Annotated in this window: 14 protein-coding genes; 4 read left to right on the forward strand and 10 right to left on the reverse strand. The window is 68.5% G+C overall.

The annotated features are described in order from the left end of the window. Positions 1 to 25: 25 nt before the first annotated feature. The 3 genes from mftG to mftE are packed head-to-tail and all read right to left on the reverse strand — an operon-like array spanning position 26 to position 3599. Positions 26 to 1366 (reverse strand): mycofactocin system GMC family oxidoreductase MftG, encoded by a 1341-nt coding sequence (gene mftG, locus AS181_RS14920; protein ID WP_058252354.1) that lies wholly within the window; start codon positions 1364 to 1366, stop codon positions 26 to 28. Next, the gene (gene mftF / locus AS181_RS14925) at positions 1363 to 2892 is read right to left on the reverse strand and encodes a mycofactocin biosynthesis glycosyltransferase MftF (RefSeq protein ID WP_058252355.1); all 1530 of its coding nucleotides are present in this window, start codon (positions 2890 to 2892) and stop codon (positions 1363 to 1365) included. Before mftF ends, mftG begins: the two co-directional genes overlap by 4 nt. Beyond that, a complete protein-coding gene (gene mftE / locus AS181_RS14930) occupies positions 2889 to 3599 on the reverse strand; it encodes a mycofactocin biosynthesis peptidyl-dipeptidase MftE (protein WP_058252356.1) in 711 nt (236 codons plus the stop codon). Before mftE ends, mftF begins: the two co-directional genes overlap by 4 nt. Positions 3600 to 3779: 180 nt before the next feature. On the opposite strand from mftE, the gene AS181_RS14935 reads away from it, so the two are divergent. Continuing rightward, positions 3780 to 4892, forward strand: a complete 1113-nt coding sequence (locus AS181_RS14935; RefSeq protein WP_058252357.1) for a CaiB/BaiF CoA transferase family protein — start codon at positions 3780 to 3782, stop codon at positions 4890 to 4892. A gap of 240 nt (positions 4893 to 5132) precedes the next feature. Here the strand turns inward: AS181_RS14935 and AS181_RS14940 are convergent, their stop codons facing one another. From AS181_RS14940 to mftA, 5 genes are all read right to left on the reverse strand, one after another. Beyond that, positions 5133 to 5945: a mycofactocin-coupled SDR family oxidoreductase gene (locus AS181_RS14940; protein WP_058252358.1), complete on the reverse strand. Its 813-nt coding sequence runs from the start codon at positions 5943 to 5945 to the stop codon at positions 5133 to 5135. Positions 5946 to 6006: 61 nt separating this feature from the next. After that, positions 6007 to 7206 (reverse strand): pre-mycofactocin synthase MftD, encoded by a 1200-nt coding sequence (mftD, locus tag AS181_RS14945; protein ID WP_058252359.1) that lies wholly within the window; start codon positions 7204 to 7206, stop codon positions 6007 to 6009. Between the two features lie 102 nt (positions 7207 to 7308). Further along, complete coding sequence (mftC, locus tag AS181_RS14950; protein WP_058252360.1) at positions 7309 to 8604, reverse strand: mycofactocin radical SAM maturase; 1296 nt, start codon at positions 8602 to 8604, stop codon at positions 7309 to 7311. A 73-nt stretch (positions 8605 to 8677) separates the two neighbouring features. After that, on the reverse strand, positions 8678 to 9028 hold the full coding sequence (mftB, locus tag AS181_RS14955; RefSeq protein ID WP_058252361.1) for a mycofactocin biosynthesis chaperone MftB: 351 nt from the start codon (positions 9026 to 9028) through the stop codon (positions 8678 to 8680). Next, on the reverse strand, positions 9028 to 9135 hold the full coding sequence (mftA, locus tag AS181_RS14960) for a mycofactocin precursor MftA (protein WP_058252362.1): 108 nt from the start codon (positions 9133 to 9135) through the stop codon (positions 9028 to 9030). The genes mftB and mftA overlap by 1 nt, the downstream gene beginning before the upstream one ends. Positions 9136 to 9293: 158 nt before the next feature. Here mftA and mftR point away from each other — a divergent pair, with 158 nt between their 5' ends. From mftR to AS181_RS14975, 3 genes are all read left to right on the forward strand, one after another. Continuing rightward, entirely contained in the window at positions 9294 to 9911 is a 618-nt protein-coding gene (gene mftR, locus AS181_RS14965) for a mycofactocin system transcriptional regulator (RefSeq protein ID WP_058252363.1), read from the forward strand. Positions 9912 to 10042: 131 nt separating this feature from the next. Next, the gene (locus AS181_RS14970) at positions 10043 to 11101 is read left to right on the forward strand and encodes a ferredoxin--NADP reductase (protein WP_058252364.1); all 1059 of its coding nucleotides are present in this window, start codon (positions 10043 to 10045) and stop codon (positions 11099 to 11101) included. A 52-nt stretch (positions 11102 to 11153) separates the two neighbouring features. Continuing rightward, positions 11154 to 11543 (forward strand): DoxX family protein, encoded by a 390-nt coding sequence (locus AS181_RS14975; protein WP_058252436.1) that lies wholly within the window; start codon positions 11154 to 11156, stop codon positions 11541 to 11543. 8 nt (positions 11544 to 11551) lie between these two features. On the opposite strand, the gene AS181_RS14980 is transcribed toward AS181_RS14975, so the two are convergent. Beyond that, complete coding sequence (locus AS181_RS14980) at positions 11552 to 12289, reverse strand: DNA alkylation repair protein (RefSeq protein ID WP_058252365.1); 738 nt, start codon at positions 12287 to 12289, stop codon at positions 11552 to 11554. Between the two features lie 7 nt (positions 12290 to 12296). Next, on the reverse strand, positions 12297 to 13490 hold the full coding sequence (locus AS181_RS14985) for an NAD(P)/FAD-dependent oxidoreductase (protein ID WP_058252366.1): 1194 nt from the start codon (positions 13488 to 13490) through the stop codon (positions 12297 to 12299). Positions 13491 to 13563 lie beyond the last annotated feature (73 nt).

The raw sequence follows: 13563 nt of genomic DNA on the forward strand, positions 1-13563 counted from the left end.
CGCGAGGTGTTCGGACTCGACCGCCTCACCGTTGCGCGAGTACATCACCGATCCGGCACGCCATCATCATGATCGTCGCGTGCGGGCCACTGCGCCCGCTGGTGGGCAGAATGGACCCGTCGACGATCCGGAGTCCGCGAACCCCGTGCACCCCGCCGAGCCAATCGGTCCGGACGCCCATCGGCATCGTCCCCCACGCGTGCTGGGAGAACCCCGCCCGATCGGCGATCCGCACGCTCCCCGGAACGACGACGTCGGCGAACTCGGGCGCGCGCAGCATCACCACGACCTCCGCGGCCGCCGTCCGCAGCGCGACGGCGGTGGCCGGGTCGGGCTCGTCGAACGCCAGCCGTACAGCGGCGCCGTCGGCGACGATCCGTACCGCCGAATGCCTCATCGCGGTCACCTCGACGATCGGACCCCAGGCGCGCAGGCCGCGTATGTACGAGGCGAAATCATCTCGATAACAGCGTATTTCGAGACCGCTGTCGGTGTGCACCACCGTCGGCAACACCATGCCCGGCCCCGCCGGTGCCCGCCTGGCGTACGACACCGCCAGGCCTCGATGCTCCCCGGCACCCAGCGAACGGGCATCCGCACGACCCCCGATGTCGAGTGCGGGCAACTCCGAACGCAACAGGATCCCCGCGGTGCCGAGGGTGCCCGCGGCGAGGATCACCTCGCCCGCGCCGACCGTGAGCGAGCCCGCGTGCACGCCCGTCACCGTCGTACCCCCGGCCGACGCCACACGGTCCACCGTGCAACCGGTCACGACCCGGAGGTTGGGTCGCGACAGCGCCGGGACGAGGTACGCGTCGGCCGCCGAGCGGCGCGCGAGCCCGCTCCGATTGATCGGCACCCGGTTGAGCCCGACCACCGGCCACCGCAGCGCGAGCGGACGGACCGGCACCCGCGCCGTCCAGTAGCGCTCGAAAGCGGTTCCGGCGTCTCCGAGTTCGTCGTCGGCGACGGGTTCGACACCCATGGTGCCGCCGGGCGCGTCCAGTTCGTCGTACGCATCGGCGATGGCGTCGAGCCCCCACCCGGCCGGCCACGTTCCGAAGTCGTCGCGATGCCACCTGAGGAAGTACCCGCCGTTCACCGCCGACGAACCGCCGAGAGCCGACCCGCGGGCCGCCGAGACCCCGAGGTTCGTGTCGTGGCGGACCGCGTGCGGCGCGGCGTCGTCGATCGGTAGCCTAGACAGCTGGAGGTCCGCCGGGGTCGGCAGGCCTTCCGGCCCGCGTTCGAGCAGCACGACCGCACGGTCGGGGTTCCGCGAGAGCCGCTCGGCGAGCACGCATCCGGCGCTGCCGCCGCCGACGATGACGACGTCGGCGGTGAGCGACCGGTAGGTCGTCGTCATCGAGAGATGACCGGGCGCAACGCTTCCGGGTCTCGATGGGTGATGACCCCCTGCCACAGGCCCGCACCGTAGGCCAGGTCGTCGAGCCGGTGCATGAGGATGTAGCGCAGCGGACCGAGCGTGGGCGGACTGGTCGGATCGGCGAGCAGATCCCGGACCCAGGACACCACCCCCTCGACGATCGCCACCTGCACGGCGAGGGTGCGGAAACGCTTGGATACGAGGGCGAGCAACACCGCCACCGGCCAGTAGTGACGGCAGATGGCGTCCGCCGCCTGTAGCAGTCCGAACGCGGCCGCTCGTCCGGTCATCTGCGCCGACACCAGCGGGGCCGACGGCAGGTCGCCCAGTCGGCGCCGCATCCGAACCGCCAGATGGGTGAGGATGATCATCGCCAGGGCGGCACCGAACCGCGTCCGCGACAGCAACGCGACCACCGCGGCGGCCATCGGAACCGACATCTTCATCGGCGCCGCCCGGTCACCGTGCCGGGAGGCCAGGTGCGCGGCGCCGGTGCCGTAGAAACAGCGACGCGAGAGCACCGAGCGCAGGTCGGCGCGGTGCTCATGGGCCACACGAGCCACCGGGTCGTAACGGATCCGCCACCCCTCCGCGTGCATCCGCCAGCACGCGTCGACGTCCTCGGCCACCCGCAACGACTCGTCGAAACCGCAGAAAGCGCTGCGCCGCACCACCATCGCGGCGCTGGGCACATACGGGGTCCGGGTCGAGGGCGCCACCGCGGACTCCTCGGGTCCCATGTCCAGGGAGGACCACCCGTTCTCGTACCGCTCGGCCAGCGATGAGGCCACCGCCGCGTCGGACTGCAATCCGACGATGCGCGGCGCGACGAGCCCGACCGTGGGGTCGGAGAAGTGCGTCAGCAGGATGGTGAGCCAATCCGGGTCGGGCACGACGTCGGAGTCGAGGAATGCGACGAAGTCGGTCGTCGCGGCCTCCGCCCCCGCGTTGCGCGCCGCGGACGGACCACGGTTGTCGTCGAAGCGCAGGACCCGCGCCGTGGGCCGGTCCGCCACGATCGGGGTCGCGGAGCCGTCGTCCACGACGATGACCGTCAGCCCGTCGAGGGCATCGAGCAGGCGATCGATGCCAACCTGGTTGTCCCGGACCGGGACGACCACGGTCACGTCCTGCGGCTGCGGCCCGAACATGGGCCGGGGATTGGCGATCCCCGCGTCCAGCAGTGCGCGCGCCAGTCGTCGGGTCACGTTGTCGCACACCTCGATCCGACCGTCCTCGGAGGTCATCCCGAGTGCGGTGTCGGACATGCGCAGCAGCCGCGTCGGCGAACCGCCGACCAGATACCGGAAGTCGCCCGCCTTGGCACAGCGCAGGTCGATCTGCACCTGGAAGCCGTCGGGCAGATCGGTGCGCGGCCCCGGAGGCGCGTCGGCGTCCGAGTGCGCTCCGGGTTCGACGGACTCCGAGTCGTCCCGGGCGGAGGCGTCGTCCGCGTCCTGGTTCCCGGCCCAGCGTCGTGGGGCCGAGTCGTCGAGGGCCGTCATCCCAGGCGCCCCAGATCGTCGATCTGCCACGACTCCAGGGCGGCCCACAGGCGGTCGGTCACCCCGTCGACCAGACCCGCCCCCGTCTCGGCGCTCGCGCCCTCCGGGTCGCCGAGGACACCGTTGGGACTCACGGCGGCGACACCGCCCGACCGCATCGCCCCCATCAGCGCCCCCACCGGCTCCCGGTTGCCCGCCACGGCACGGTCGGGATCCACGACGGACGGCGAAACATGCAGCAGCACAGATGTTTCGGTGAATCCCGCGTGGGCGTCGGCGCCTTCGAAAGCGCACGGGAACCAGGCGACGTCCCGGCCCTCGTAGCGGAGTCGGGTCACCGCCTCGATCAGCGTCCGGGTGTTCCCGCCATGTCCGTTGACGAACACCACGCGCGCCGCCCATCGGCACGCACTGCGGCCGTACTCGACGAGGAGGCCGCGCAACGCCTCGTGTCCGATCGAGATGGTCCCGGCGAAGCCCTCGTGTTCGCCGCTGGCGCCGTAGTTCAGATCCGGTGCGCACAGGAGTCCGGAGGCCTTCGATCGCCCGCAGACGCGCTCGGCGATCGCCGACGCGATACGCGTGTCGGTGTCGAGCGGGAGGTGGGGCCCGTGCTGCTCGACCGAACCGAGGGGCACCAGCAGGGTGATCACCTGCCCATCGAGGTCTGGCCAGTTGCACTGCCCCAACGCCGATGGCACCGTCATTCGACCAATGCTAGCGATGGTGCCTGCGAGTGTGTCGGTCTCGCCCGAAAAACGGAGCGAAAAACGCGTCCAGATGTCGCGAACCACCACTCTGACGAGCGTTCGATCGGTTGTGGAATGCTGAGAGCATCCAGTGACACCTGACACAGTGCGCGAACAACGATCGGGAGGACGACACCCATGAGCAGTGCCACACCACACGACAGCGGCAAGCCCGGCCCTCTGAGTTCGATCCGGGTCATCGAGTTCGCCGGTATCGGCCCCGGTCCGCATGCCGCCATGCTGCTGGCCGATCTCGGCGCCGACGTCGTGCGCGTTCAGCGCCCGGGGTCGCTGCCCAAGCCCGGCCGCAATGCCGATGCTCTGCTCCGCGGCCGACGCGTCGTCGAGGCCAACCTCAAGGACGACAACGACCGGGAGACCATTCTCGGCCTCGTCGCCAAGGCCGATGTGATCCTCGAGGGTTTCCGTCCCGGCGTGATGGAACGGCTCGGACTCGGACCCGACGACCTCGAGAAGGTCAATCCCGGCCTCGTCTACGGGCGCATGACCGGCTGGGGACAGGACGGACCCCGTGCCAACCTCGCCGGCCACGACATCAACTACATCTCGCTCACGGGCATGCTGCACGCCATCGGACGCAAGGACGATCGTCCCGTGCCCCCGCTCAACCTGGCCGGTGACTTCGGCGGCGGTTCGATGTTCCTCGTCGTCGGTGTGCTCGCGGCACTGCTCGAGCGCGGGGTGTCCGGCCGGGGGCAGGTCGTCGACGCGGCCATGGTCGACGGCGCTTCCGTTCTCGGACAGATGATGTGGGCGTTCCGCGGCACCGGACTGTGGAGCGACACCCGGGGTGTGAACATGCTCGACACCGGCGCTCCGTACTACGAGGTCTACGAGACCTCGGACGGCAAGTACATGGCGGTCGGCGCGATCGAACCGCAGTTCTACGCCGAGCTGCTCAAGGGCCTCGAACTCACCGACGCCGACCTGCCGGACCAGAACGACATCGCCCAGTGGGGGAAGCTGAAGGAGATCTTCACCGAGACCTTCAAGTCGCGCACCCGCGACGAATGGGCCGCGGTCTTCGAGGGCACCGACGCCTGCACCTCGCCGGTCCTCACCTTCGCCGAGGCACCTGCCGACGCCCACATGGCCGCCCGCGCCAACCTCGTCGACATCGACGGCGTGACCCAGGCCCAGGTGGCACCGCGCTTCTCGCGCACCAAGCCGGAGACCCCCACGGGCCCGACCACCGAGGCGACCGATCCGTCGACGCTCTGGGCCGACTGAGGGTCCCGCCACCGCTTCTCCGTGCGGGAGAAGCGGTGGCGACCCGCCCATTGCTCCCCGAGGTTCCAGGAGCGAAAGCCGCCGGGCCGAGCAAGCGACGAAGGAGCGCGTCGAGGTCGACGAGCCACGAAGGGCGACAACTCACGTCGCCCTTCGTGGCTCGCTTCGCTCGCACCTCAGGGAGCAGATGAATCGGCCACTCGCCCTCGAACGCAAGGGTTCTTCCGCGGCCGCGCGGCGTCAGACCTTCGAATGCCCCATGTCGATCTGGAACTCGGCCGCGGTGATCCCCTTGGCACTGTCGGACGCGAGGTAGAGGACGGCGTCGGAGATCTCGTCGAGCGCGGCGACCGGATGGTAGTCGAGGATCGACGTGAAATGCGGGTTGACCCAGGGGATTCCGAAGATCCGGTGGGCCTCGGTGTCAGCCACACCCATCGGGGTGTCGACCGCGTACGGGTGCACGCTGTTCACCCGGATGCGATGGTGACCGAGCTCTTTCGCGGTCGTCTGGGTCAGTCCGACGAGTCCGTACTTCGACGCCGAGTACGACGCCTGCAGCGGCATCGCCTTCAGCCCCGCGACGGAACTGATGACGGTGATCGAGCCCCCGTTGCCCGCCTCGAGCATCGCCGGAATGGTGGCCTTCAGCGTCTTCCACGCGCCGACGAGGTTGATGTCGACGACGTCGGTGAACTGCTCTTCGCTGAGCTCCCAGACCTTGCCCCAGGTCAGCACCCCGGCGTTGGCGACGACGTGGTCGAGCCGACCGAACTGCTCGACGGCGTCGGCCACGAGCTGCTGCTGGAAAGCAAGATCGCGCGTATCTCCCTGCCGTGCAAGGATCTTGCCGCCGACGCCCTCGACGAGACGAATCGTCTCGGCGAGGTCGTCGGCCGTGGCCGCGGGGTAGGTCGCGTGGTCGATGATCGGACCCGCGATGTCGAGGCCGACGATCGCGGCCCCCTCACGGGCGAACCGGATCGCATGATTGCGACCTTGACCTCGGGCGATGCCGGTGATGTAGACGACCTTGCCGTCGAACTGTCCCATGGCAGAACTGTAACACGTTCTAGTTCTGCTCCCCAGTGTTCGCCGGGGCCCGACGAACGGTTCAGGCGTGCCCGAACGCGCGGGTGAAGCCGTCGGGTACGACGAGGTCGGCGGCCGAGAGCTCGTGCACGCTCTTGTGGCCGAGACCCATCAGCACGCCGTCGAGTCCCATGCGCATGAGGTCCAGCACGTTCTCGACACCGGCCTGGCCGTTGGCGGCTAGACCCCAGAGGTAGGCACGGCCGATCATGACCGCGCGGGCCCCGAGCGCCAGCGCTTTGGCCACATCGCTGCCGCGTCGGATACCACCGTCGAGCAGGACCTCGATGTCGTTGCCCACCGCGGCCGCGATGTCGGGAAGGAGGCGGATCGTCGCCGGCGTGCCGTCGAGATTGTTGCCCCCGTGGTTGGACACCGACAGTGCCGTCGCGCCGATGTCCACTGCCCGCTTCGCGTCGTCGAGACGGGTGATGCCCTTGACCATGAAGGGGCCATCCCACTGCTCGCGCAACCACTTCAGGTCCTCCCAGGTGGGCGGCGGCGTGTTCATCCAGGACCCGTAGGCCCCGAAGAACGTCGGCCCGGGCACCCCCTGCGGTGTGAGGTTCGGCGCGGTCAGGTCGGGGATGTTGATCTTCCCGCCCTTGACCCAATCGAGTGCGTACCTCGGCTTGACCGCGATCTCCGGCCCCAGACGGAGAAGCGCCTTGAGGTCGACCTTCTCGGGGATCTCGGGGCTGCCCCAGTCGCGTCCGACGTTGAAGACCCAGTCGGTCGTGACGATCAGCCCCTTCGCGCCGGCCGCCTTCGCGCGCTCGGCTCGCGCGAGGATCTCCTCGCGGCTGCCCAGCCAGTAGATCTGGAAGAACACCTTGTCATTGACCGCGGTGACCTCCTCGACCGCGTGCGAGGCGAAGCTCGACAGCCCCATCGCCGTTCCGCGGGCCGCGGCGGCGCGGGCGACGGCGACTTCACCCTCCGGGTCGACGGCCTGCACGCCGGTCGGCGAGATCATCACCGGGAACGAGATCTCTTGCCCCATCACCGTTGTCGTCATCTCGCGGTCGGACTGCACACCGACGACGTGCGGCGCCCAGCCCAGTTCGGAGAACGCGCGGACGTTGTCGTCGACGGTGACACCGGCCTGCGTACCGGCGACCAGCGACGAGTACACCGATTTGGGCAGCCGCTTCTTGGCCCGGCGCTGCGCCTCGGTGACGGTCTCGAACCAGGGATTTCGGGCCCAGGGGTTGGCAGACATGTTCTTCCTACTCATTGATCCATCCATGGAGACCGGTTGGCTCTCATGGAGACGGGGCGCCGGTTCCGACGACGGCGCGCCCCGTGGTGTACCGCGGGCGATCTACCGCGCGGCGGGGGTGAACCCGGCGAGCGGGTTCTCGTCACAGGACTTGGTGGGACGCGAGGCCACCGGGGTCAGGTCGCCGTCGGGCCGCCGGGTCATCAGGGTCAGCGGCGTGCCGCGTGAATGGTCCTTGTTGGCGGTCGGTTTCGTGCGGTCGCCGGCGAGGAGTTCCTCACCGTAACCCTGCACGCACTCCGGGTCCGGGCCGGCGAGCGGGAGGCCGGTGAAGAACTTCGCGGCCATGCACCCGCCGCGGCAGGCGTCGAAATGCGCACACTTCGTGCAGGCGCCGGCGTTCTGCGGTTCGCGCAATTCGGTGAACAGGTCCGACCGCTGCCAGATCTCCTGGAAACCGCCGTCGGACAGGATGTTCCCGGCGAGGAAGTTCTCGTGGATCGCGAACGGGCACGCGTACACGTCACCGACCGGGTCGATGAGGCAGACCACGCGTCCCGCACCACACAGATTGAGGCCGGGGAGGCCGCCGCCGGAATCGGAACCGAACGCCGACAGATGGAAGAACGAGTCACCCGTCAGCACTCGATCACCGTGTGCGACAAGCCAGTCGTAGAGTTCGCGCTGCTGGTGCGGCAACGGATGCAGGTCATCCCACACGTCGGCGCCCCGGCCGGAGGGACGCAACCGGGTGATGCGCAGCGTGGCGTTGTAGCGGTCGGCGAGCGCCTTGAACTCGTCGAGTTGCGCGACGTTCTGTCGCGTCATGACGACGCTGATCTTGGCGTCGGCGAAACCCGCCTCTGCCAGGTTCTCCAGCGCACGGACGGCCATGTCGAACGAACCCGGACCGCGGACCGCGTCGTTGACCTCCGCGGTCGCCCCGTCCAGCGAGATCTGGACGTCGACATAATCCGACGCCGCGAGTCTCGCGGCCACCTTCTTGTCGATGCGCAGGCCGTTGGTGGAGAACTTCACCCCCACCTGATGGCTGGTGGCGTAGTCGACGAGCTCCCAGAAGTCCGGGCGAACGGTCGGTTCGCCGCCGCCGATGTTGACGTAGAAGACCTGCATCCGCTGCAACTCGTCGATGATCGCCTTGCACTGTTCGGTGGACAGCTCGCGGGGATCGCGTTTGCCCGACGACGACAGGCAGTGCACGCACGCGAGGTTGCACGCATAGGTCAGTTCCCAGGTGAGGCAGATGGGCGCGTCGAGACCCTTCTCGAACTGGTCGACGAGCCGGCCGACCTTCGGCACCTCGCCGGCGGTCGGTGCGGGCGCCCGGAGTGCACTCGCGAATTCGGTTGCTGTGGGCGGCATCTCGATGGTCGTCATCGTTGAGGTCCTTGCATTCGGGGCTGTCGGTTCGGGACTGGGACGTCCGGGCCGGGACGTCGGGCCTGATCGCTCAGGAGCGGGGCACGATCATGCCGCTGTCGGCGAGGGCGGTGAGCGCCTGCAGGTACAGGGGACGTTGGGCGGGCGAGATCCCGGCGGCGAGGAGGGCGGCCTCCGCCGAGTCGTGGTCGGCGAGTGATTGCACGATGCCGACGACGGTGAGGTTCTTGAGGAACGACAGCTTGCGCGTACCGAAGTGGTACAGCAGCGCGCCGAACGGTTCCGGCCGCAGAGCGACCTTCGGATTGAGCCGCCACGGCTCGAGCGTGTCGAAACCGGGCGCCTCGGCTGGGGTGTCGAACCGGACCCCGGCGACCGCGGAACGGTCGCCGGAGATCGGATTCGATGTCGGGGCTGACATCAGTAGACCCCGCACATCCCGTCGATCGAGACCTCTTCGACGAGTGACTCGGCGAGGAGTTCGGTGTCGTTCGAGCTGTGACTGGTCGCAGCGGACTGATCTGCCATGATCCATACCTCCTGGTTGGTGGGTTAGTGATGTGGATCACGACAGACTCTAGTGGCACTCGGTGCAGAAATCCAGCGTTCGCGAGCGAACTGCCCGAATGGCCAGGTGGACGGTTCTGTCGATCCGGACGACACCGGTCCCATAGGCTGAGGTCCCGATGACCACGAAGATGCGCGGTGACGAGCCCGCACGTACCCCGCCGGGCCGGCGCCCCATCACGTCGCGTGCGCAGATCAGCGCACTCGCGATCCGCCTCTTCACCACCCAGGGCTTCGAGGACACCAGCGTCGACGACATCGCCGAGGCGGCCGGGATAGCCCGGCGCACACTGTTCCGGTATTACTCGTCGAAGAACGAGATCCCCTGGGGCGAGTTCGACGACCATCTCCTCGAACTACGCACTCTCCTCGCCGGCATCCCGCCCGAGACGCCGATGGCGCAGGCCCTCGTCGACGCCCTCGTCTCGTTCAACCGGGTGCCCGCCGAGGAACTCGACAACCATCGCCGACGTATGTCCCTCCTCCTCGGGGTGCCTGCGCTGCAGGCACATTCGATGATCGTCTATGCCGACTGGCGTCAGGTCATCGCCGAGTTCTGCGCGACCCGGCTGGGCGTCGATGTCCGCGATCACCTGCCGCAGACCATCGGCTGGCTGTGCCTCGGTGCCGCCCTCGCCGCGTACGAGAAATGGCTCGACGACCCCGATGCCGACCTGGAGACGCTCATCGAGTCCGGCGCGCGCACCGTGGCCGACGGCGTGGCCGCCCTGGCGTGACTACGCTGGCAACGGCCGCAAGTGATCGACCGCAAGCCCCTCGTGGGAACACCGGTCGTTGCGCTAGGCTGAAGTAGAACGTGTTCTAATTTGGGCCGGGGTGCCGGTCCTCGACGGCGGAGACTGCGCACATGTCTGACCTGACCCCTCACGGTTCACGCAGCGTGATCCTCACGGTGTCCGAGGTGATCGACGAGACGGCCGAGGCCAAGTCCATCGCCTTCGAACTACCCGAGGCCTCGCCGAAGCCGTTCACCGATTACAAACCGGGGCAGTTCCTCACGCTACGGATTCCGAGCGAGCAGACTGGTTCGGTCGCGCGCTGCTACTCCCTCGCGTCGTCGCCGTTCACCGACCCGCAGCCCAAGGTGACCGTGAAGCGCACCGCCGACGGCTACGGATCCAACTGGGTGTGCGACAACCTCTCCCCCGGCACCCAGGTCGAGGTGCTGCCGCCATCGGGCGTGTTCACCCCGAAGTCCTATGACACCCCATTGCTGCTCATCGCGGCCGGCAGCGGTGTCACGCCGGTGATGTCGATCCTCAAGGCGGCCCTCGAGAAGGGCGACGCACCGATCGTCTTCTTCTATGCCAACCGGGACGTCGCCGACGTGATCTTCGCCGCCGAACTCCGAGAACTCCTGGCCGCCCACCCAAATCGGCTCACCCTCGTCCACTGGCTCGAATCACTCCAGGGTCTGCCGAGTGCGGCCGCTCTGGCAACGGCTTTCGCGCCCTACGCGACGTCGCACGTCGCCTACATGTGCGGACCGGGCCCGTTCATGGATGCCGTCCACAAGGGTCTGTCGGACGCGAACTTCCCGCACCACAACGTCCACACCGAGGTCTACAACTCGCTGTCCGGCGACCCGTTCGCCGACGTCGAACTCGGCGAGGTGAGTGAGGAGGAGCAGGCGGGTGCCGCCACCGTCGAGGTGGAGCTCGACGGTGAGACCCACACCCTGACCTGGCCTCGCTCACGAACTCTCGTCGACATCATGCTCGCCGCCGGACTCGATGCCCCGTATTCCTGCCAGGAGGGTGAGTGCGGTTCGTGCGCCTGCACTCTCACCGAGGGCAGCGTCGACATGGACAACGCCGGCGCGCTCGACCCCGAGGACATCGAGGACGGGTACATCCTCGGCTGTCAGGCGCATCCGACATCGGACACGCTGAAGGTCGAATTCTGAGAGAGTGGTTCGAGTTCGTGCAGTCACCGGTCCATCGAAGGAGAACGACGACGTGAGCACCATCCGCGGTTCCCGGCTCGACCCCGTCCAGCTCGCCCGTGGCCTCGCCGCGATGCTCATCAGCATCGGAGTGCTCCACTTCGTGGCACCCAAACCGTTCGACGAGATCATCCCGGAGGAGATCCCCGGCGACCCCCGCACGCTGACCTACGCTTCCGGTGTTGCCGAGATCGGTTTGGGCGCGGCACTTCTCGCTCCGAAGACCCGACGCGCCGCCGGCGCGGCGTCGGTGCTGCTGTTCCTCGCCGTCTACCCCGCCAACATCAACATGGTCCGGCTGTGGTGGGACCGGCCGCTGCCCTACAAGATCGTCGCGCTGGCCCGGTTGCCGTTCCAGTTCCCGATGATCTGGGCCGCTGCGAAGGTCGCACGCGAGGGCTGACCCTGTCGTCACAGATCCCGGAGGGCGCGGTAGTGGGCACGCTCCTCCGGGGTCCGGTGTTCGAGCGCGTATGACAGTGCGGTGCGGCCCATCCGGGCAGCGTTGTCGTCCAGGTAGCCGAGCAGGACGCTCTCGTCGACTCGTTTGCCGACCTCCCGCAGCATCCAGCCGAATGCCTTCTGGATGAGACCCCGTCGGTCGTCGCGGACGAGCGGCGCCACCGCGAGCAGTGCCGCCGGGTCGCCGTGCTTGATGAAGGCGAAGGTCGCGATCACCCCCACCCGGCGCCGCCACAGATCGTCGTCCCGCGCGTGTTGCAGGACGAGATCGAGTTCGCCGCTGCGCCAGCAGTATTCGCCGAGGACGGGATCGGCGGACGAGTCGACGAGATCCCAGTTGTTCACCCGGCCGCGGCGCACGGCGTCGAGGTAGAGGTCGACCCAACCCTTGCCGTCGCCGCCGCGGCGTAGCTCGCGTTCGAACTCCTCACGCAGGAGGAACAATGCGATCAGGCGATGCTCGTGGATCGGTGAGTCGAGCAAGTCGACGACCTGATCCGACGCGATGCCGCGGAACCCCTTCGCGAGCTTCCGTTGTACCGGTACACGGATTCCGAGGAATTCGTCACCCTCCCCGTATCCCCCCGGTCGGGCCTGGAAGAACGCAGCCTGGCCGAGCGCGAGCTGCGGGTCGGCCACCTCGGCCGCGGCGTCGCGCACCCGCGTAGCGGTGGGCGTATCCGTCACTGCGTCACTACAGCAGATCCGCCACGGGAGTGGGGGTCTGCAGCTTCGGCCGGGTCTTCATCACGGCACCCACCTTGCCGGCGCCCACCACCCCGGTGAGCACGCCGTCCCGGCTGTAGTAGGCAACGAACTTCTTCCCGTCGTCGTCGACGACGTGGACCTCGTCATCGGCGCGCGGGGAGCCGAGTACCTGGATCTTGACGTCGAACTGGTCGCTCCAGAAATAGGCGACCGACGCGGTGACCGCGTCGCCACCGGTGATCTGGTGCGCGACGACCGAGGCCTGCTCGACCGTGTGGTTCCAGTGCTCGACGCGTTTCGGCCGCCCGTCCTCGTCGAGCCAGTTCGCCACGTCACCGAGGGCGTAGACGCTCTCAGCGCTGGTGTGTCCGGTTGCATCACAGGCGATTCCGCCCCCCACCTCGCGTGCGGCGAACTCGATACCCGACCCGTCCAGGTACCCGGTCACCGGGGTCGAACCGATACCGACGACGACGATGTCGGCGGGCAGGGTGGTGCCGTCGGTGAGTTCGACCGCGCTGACCCGCCCGTCGGACACGTCGATCTTCGCGACCCCGACCCCGGTCCGCAGATCGATGCCGTTGGCCACGTGCAACCGCGACACCAGGGCGCCGATCCGCTCCCCCAGCGCCACGGCGAGCGGCGTCGGAGCCGGTTCGACGAGGCTGACCGCCAGTCCGCGGGCCGCGAGGCCGGCCGCCACCTCGCATCCGATGAAGCCGGCGCCGATGACGACTGCGGTGCTCGCGGAATCGATCTCGCGACGCAGCGCCACCGCGTCGTCGTAGGTGCGGAGCACGTGCGCGCCACGGACGTTCTCTGCGAGACCGGGAAACGGCCGCGGATCGAGCCCGGTCGCCAGTACGAGAGTGTCGTAGGCGACGGTGGCGCCGGAGGCCAGTGTGATCGTCCGGTCCGTCGGTGACACCGCGGTCACCGCTTCACCGAGTCGCAGCGTGATGTCGGAGTCCTCGTAGAACTCCGCGGGTTTGAGATCGACGCGGTCGTCCTTGCCCAGCAGCACCGACTTCGACAGCGGCGGACGGTCGTACGGTGGATGCGCTTCGGCTCCGACGAGGGTGATCGGATCGGTGAAGCCGTTGTTCCGCAGGTTCTCCGCGACCCGGATTCCGCCGAGTCCGGCTCCGACGATCACCACACCCGCGCTCGATGCACTCATCTCTGGTCCCCTTTTCGTCATCCCACCCCGCGAGCACCCGTCTGCGCCGGCGGTCACGCGGACCGCCCGGGGC

It is taken from the genome of Gordonia sp. SGD-V-85, from assembly GCF_001456905.1.
GTDB classification, from domain to species: Bacteria; Actinomycetota; Actinomycetes; order Mycobacteriales; family Mycobacteriaceae; genus Gordonia; species Gordonia hongkongensis.

What these genes read in the sequence shown, in the direction of transcription:
- mftG (WP_058252354.1), bottom strand. Translation starts at nt 1,366, where the DNA reads ATGACGACGACCTACCGGTCGCTCACCGCCGACGTCGTCATCGTCGGC.
- mftF (WP_058252355.1), bottom strand. Translation starts at nt 2,892, where the DNA reads ATGACGGCCCTCGACGACTCGGCCCCACGACGCTGGGCCGGGAACCAG.
- mftE (WP_058252356.1), bottom strand. Translation starts at nt 3,599, where the DNA reads ATGACGGTGCCATCGGCGTTGGGGCAGTGCAACTGGCCAGACCTCGAT.
- AS181_RS14935 (WP_058252357.1), top strand. Translation starts at nt 3,780, where the DNA reads ATGAGCAGTGCCACACCACACGACAGCGGCAAGCCCGGCCCTCTGAGT.
- AS181_RS14940 (WP_058252358.1), bottom strand. Translation starts at nt 5,945, where the DNA reads ATGGGACAGTTCGACGGCAAGGTCGTCTACATCACCGGCATCGCCCGA.
- mftD (WP_058252359.1), bottom strand. Translation starts at nt 7,206, where the DNA reads ATGTCTGCCAACCCCTGGGCCCGAAATCCCTGGTTCGAGACCGTCACC.
- mftC (WP_058252360.1), bottom strand. Translation starts at nt 8,604, where the DNA reads ATGACGACCATCGAGATGCCGCCCACAGCAACCGAATTCGCGAGTGCA.
- mftB (WP_058252361.1), bottom strand. Translation starts at nt 9,028, where the DNA reads ATGTCAGCCCCGACATCGAATCCGATCTCCGGCGACCGTTCCGCGGTC.
- mftA (WP_058252362.1), bottom strand. Translation starts at nt 9,135, where the DNA reads ATGGCAGATCAGTCCGCTGCGACCAGTCACAGCTCGAACGACACCGAA.
- mftR (WP_058252363.1), top strand. Translation starts at nt 9,294, where the DNA reads ATGACCACGAAGATGCGCGGTGACGAGCCCGCACGTACCCCGCCGGGC.
- AS181_RS14970 (WP_058252364.1), top strand. Translation starts at nt 10,043, where the DNA reads ATGTCTGACCTGACCCCTCACGGTTCACGCAGCGTGATCCTCACGGTG.
- AS181_RS14985 (WP_058252366.1), bottom strand. Translation starts at nt 13,490, where the DNA reads ATGAGTGCATCGAGCGCGGGTGTGGTGATCGTCGGAGCCGGACTCGGC.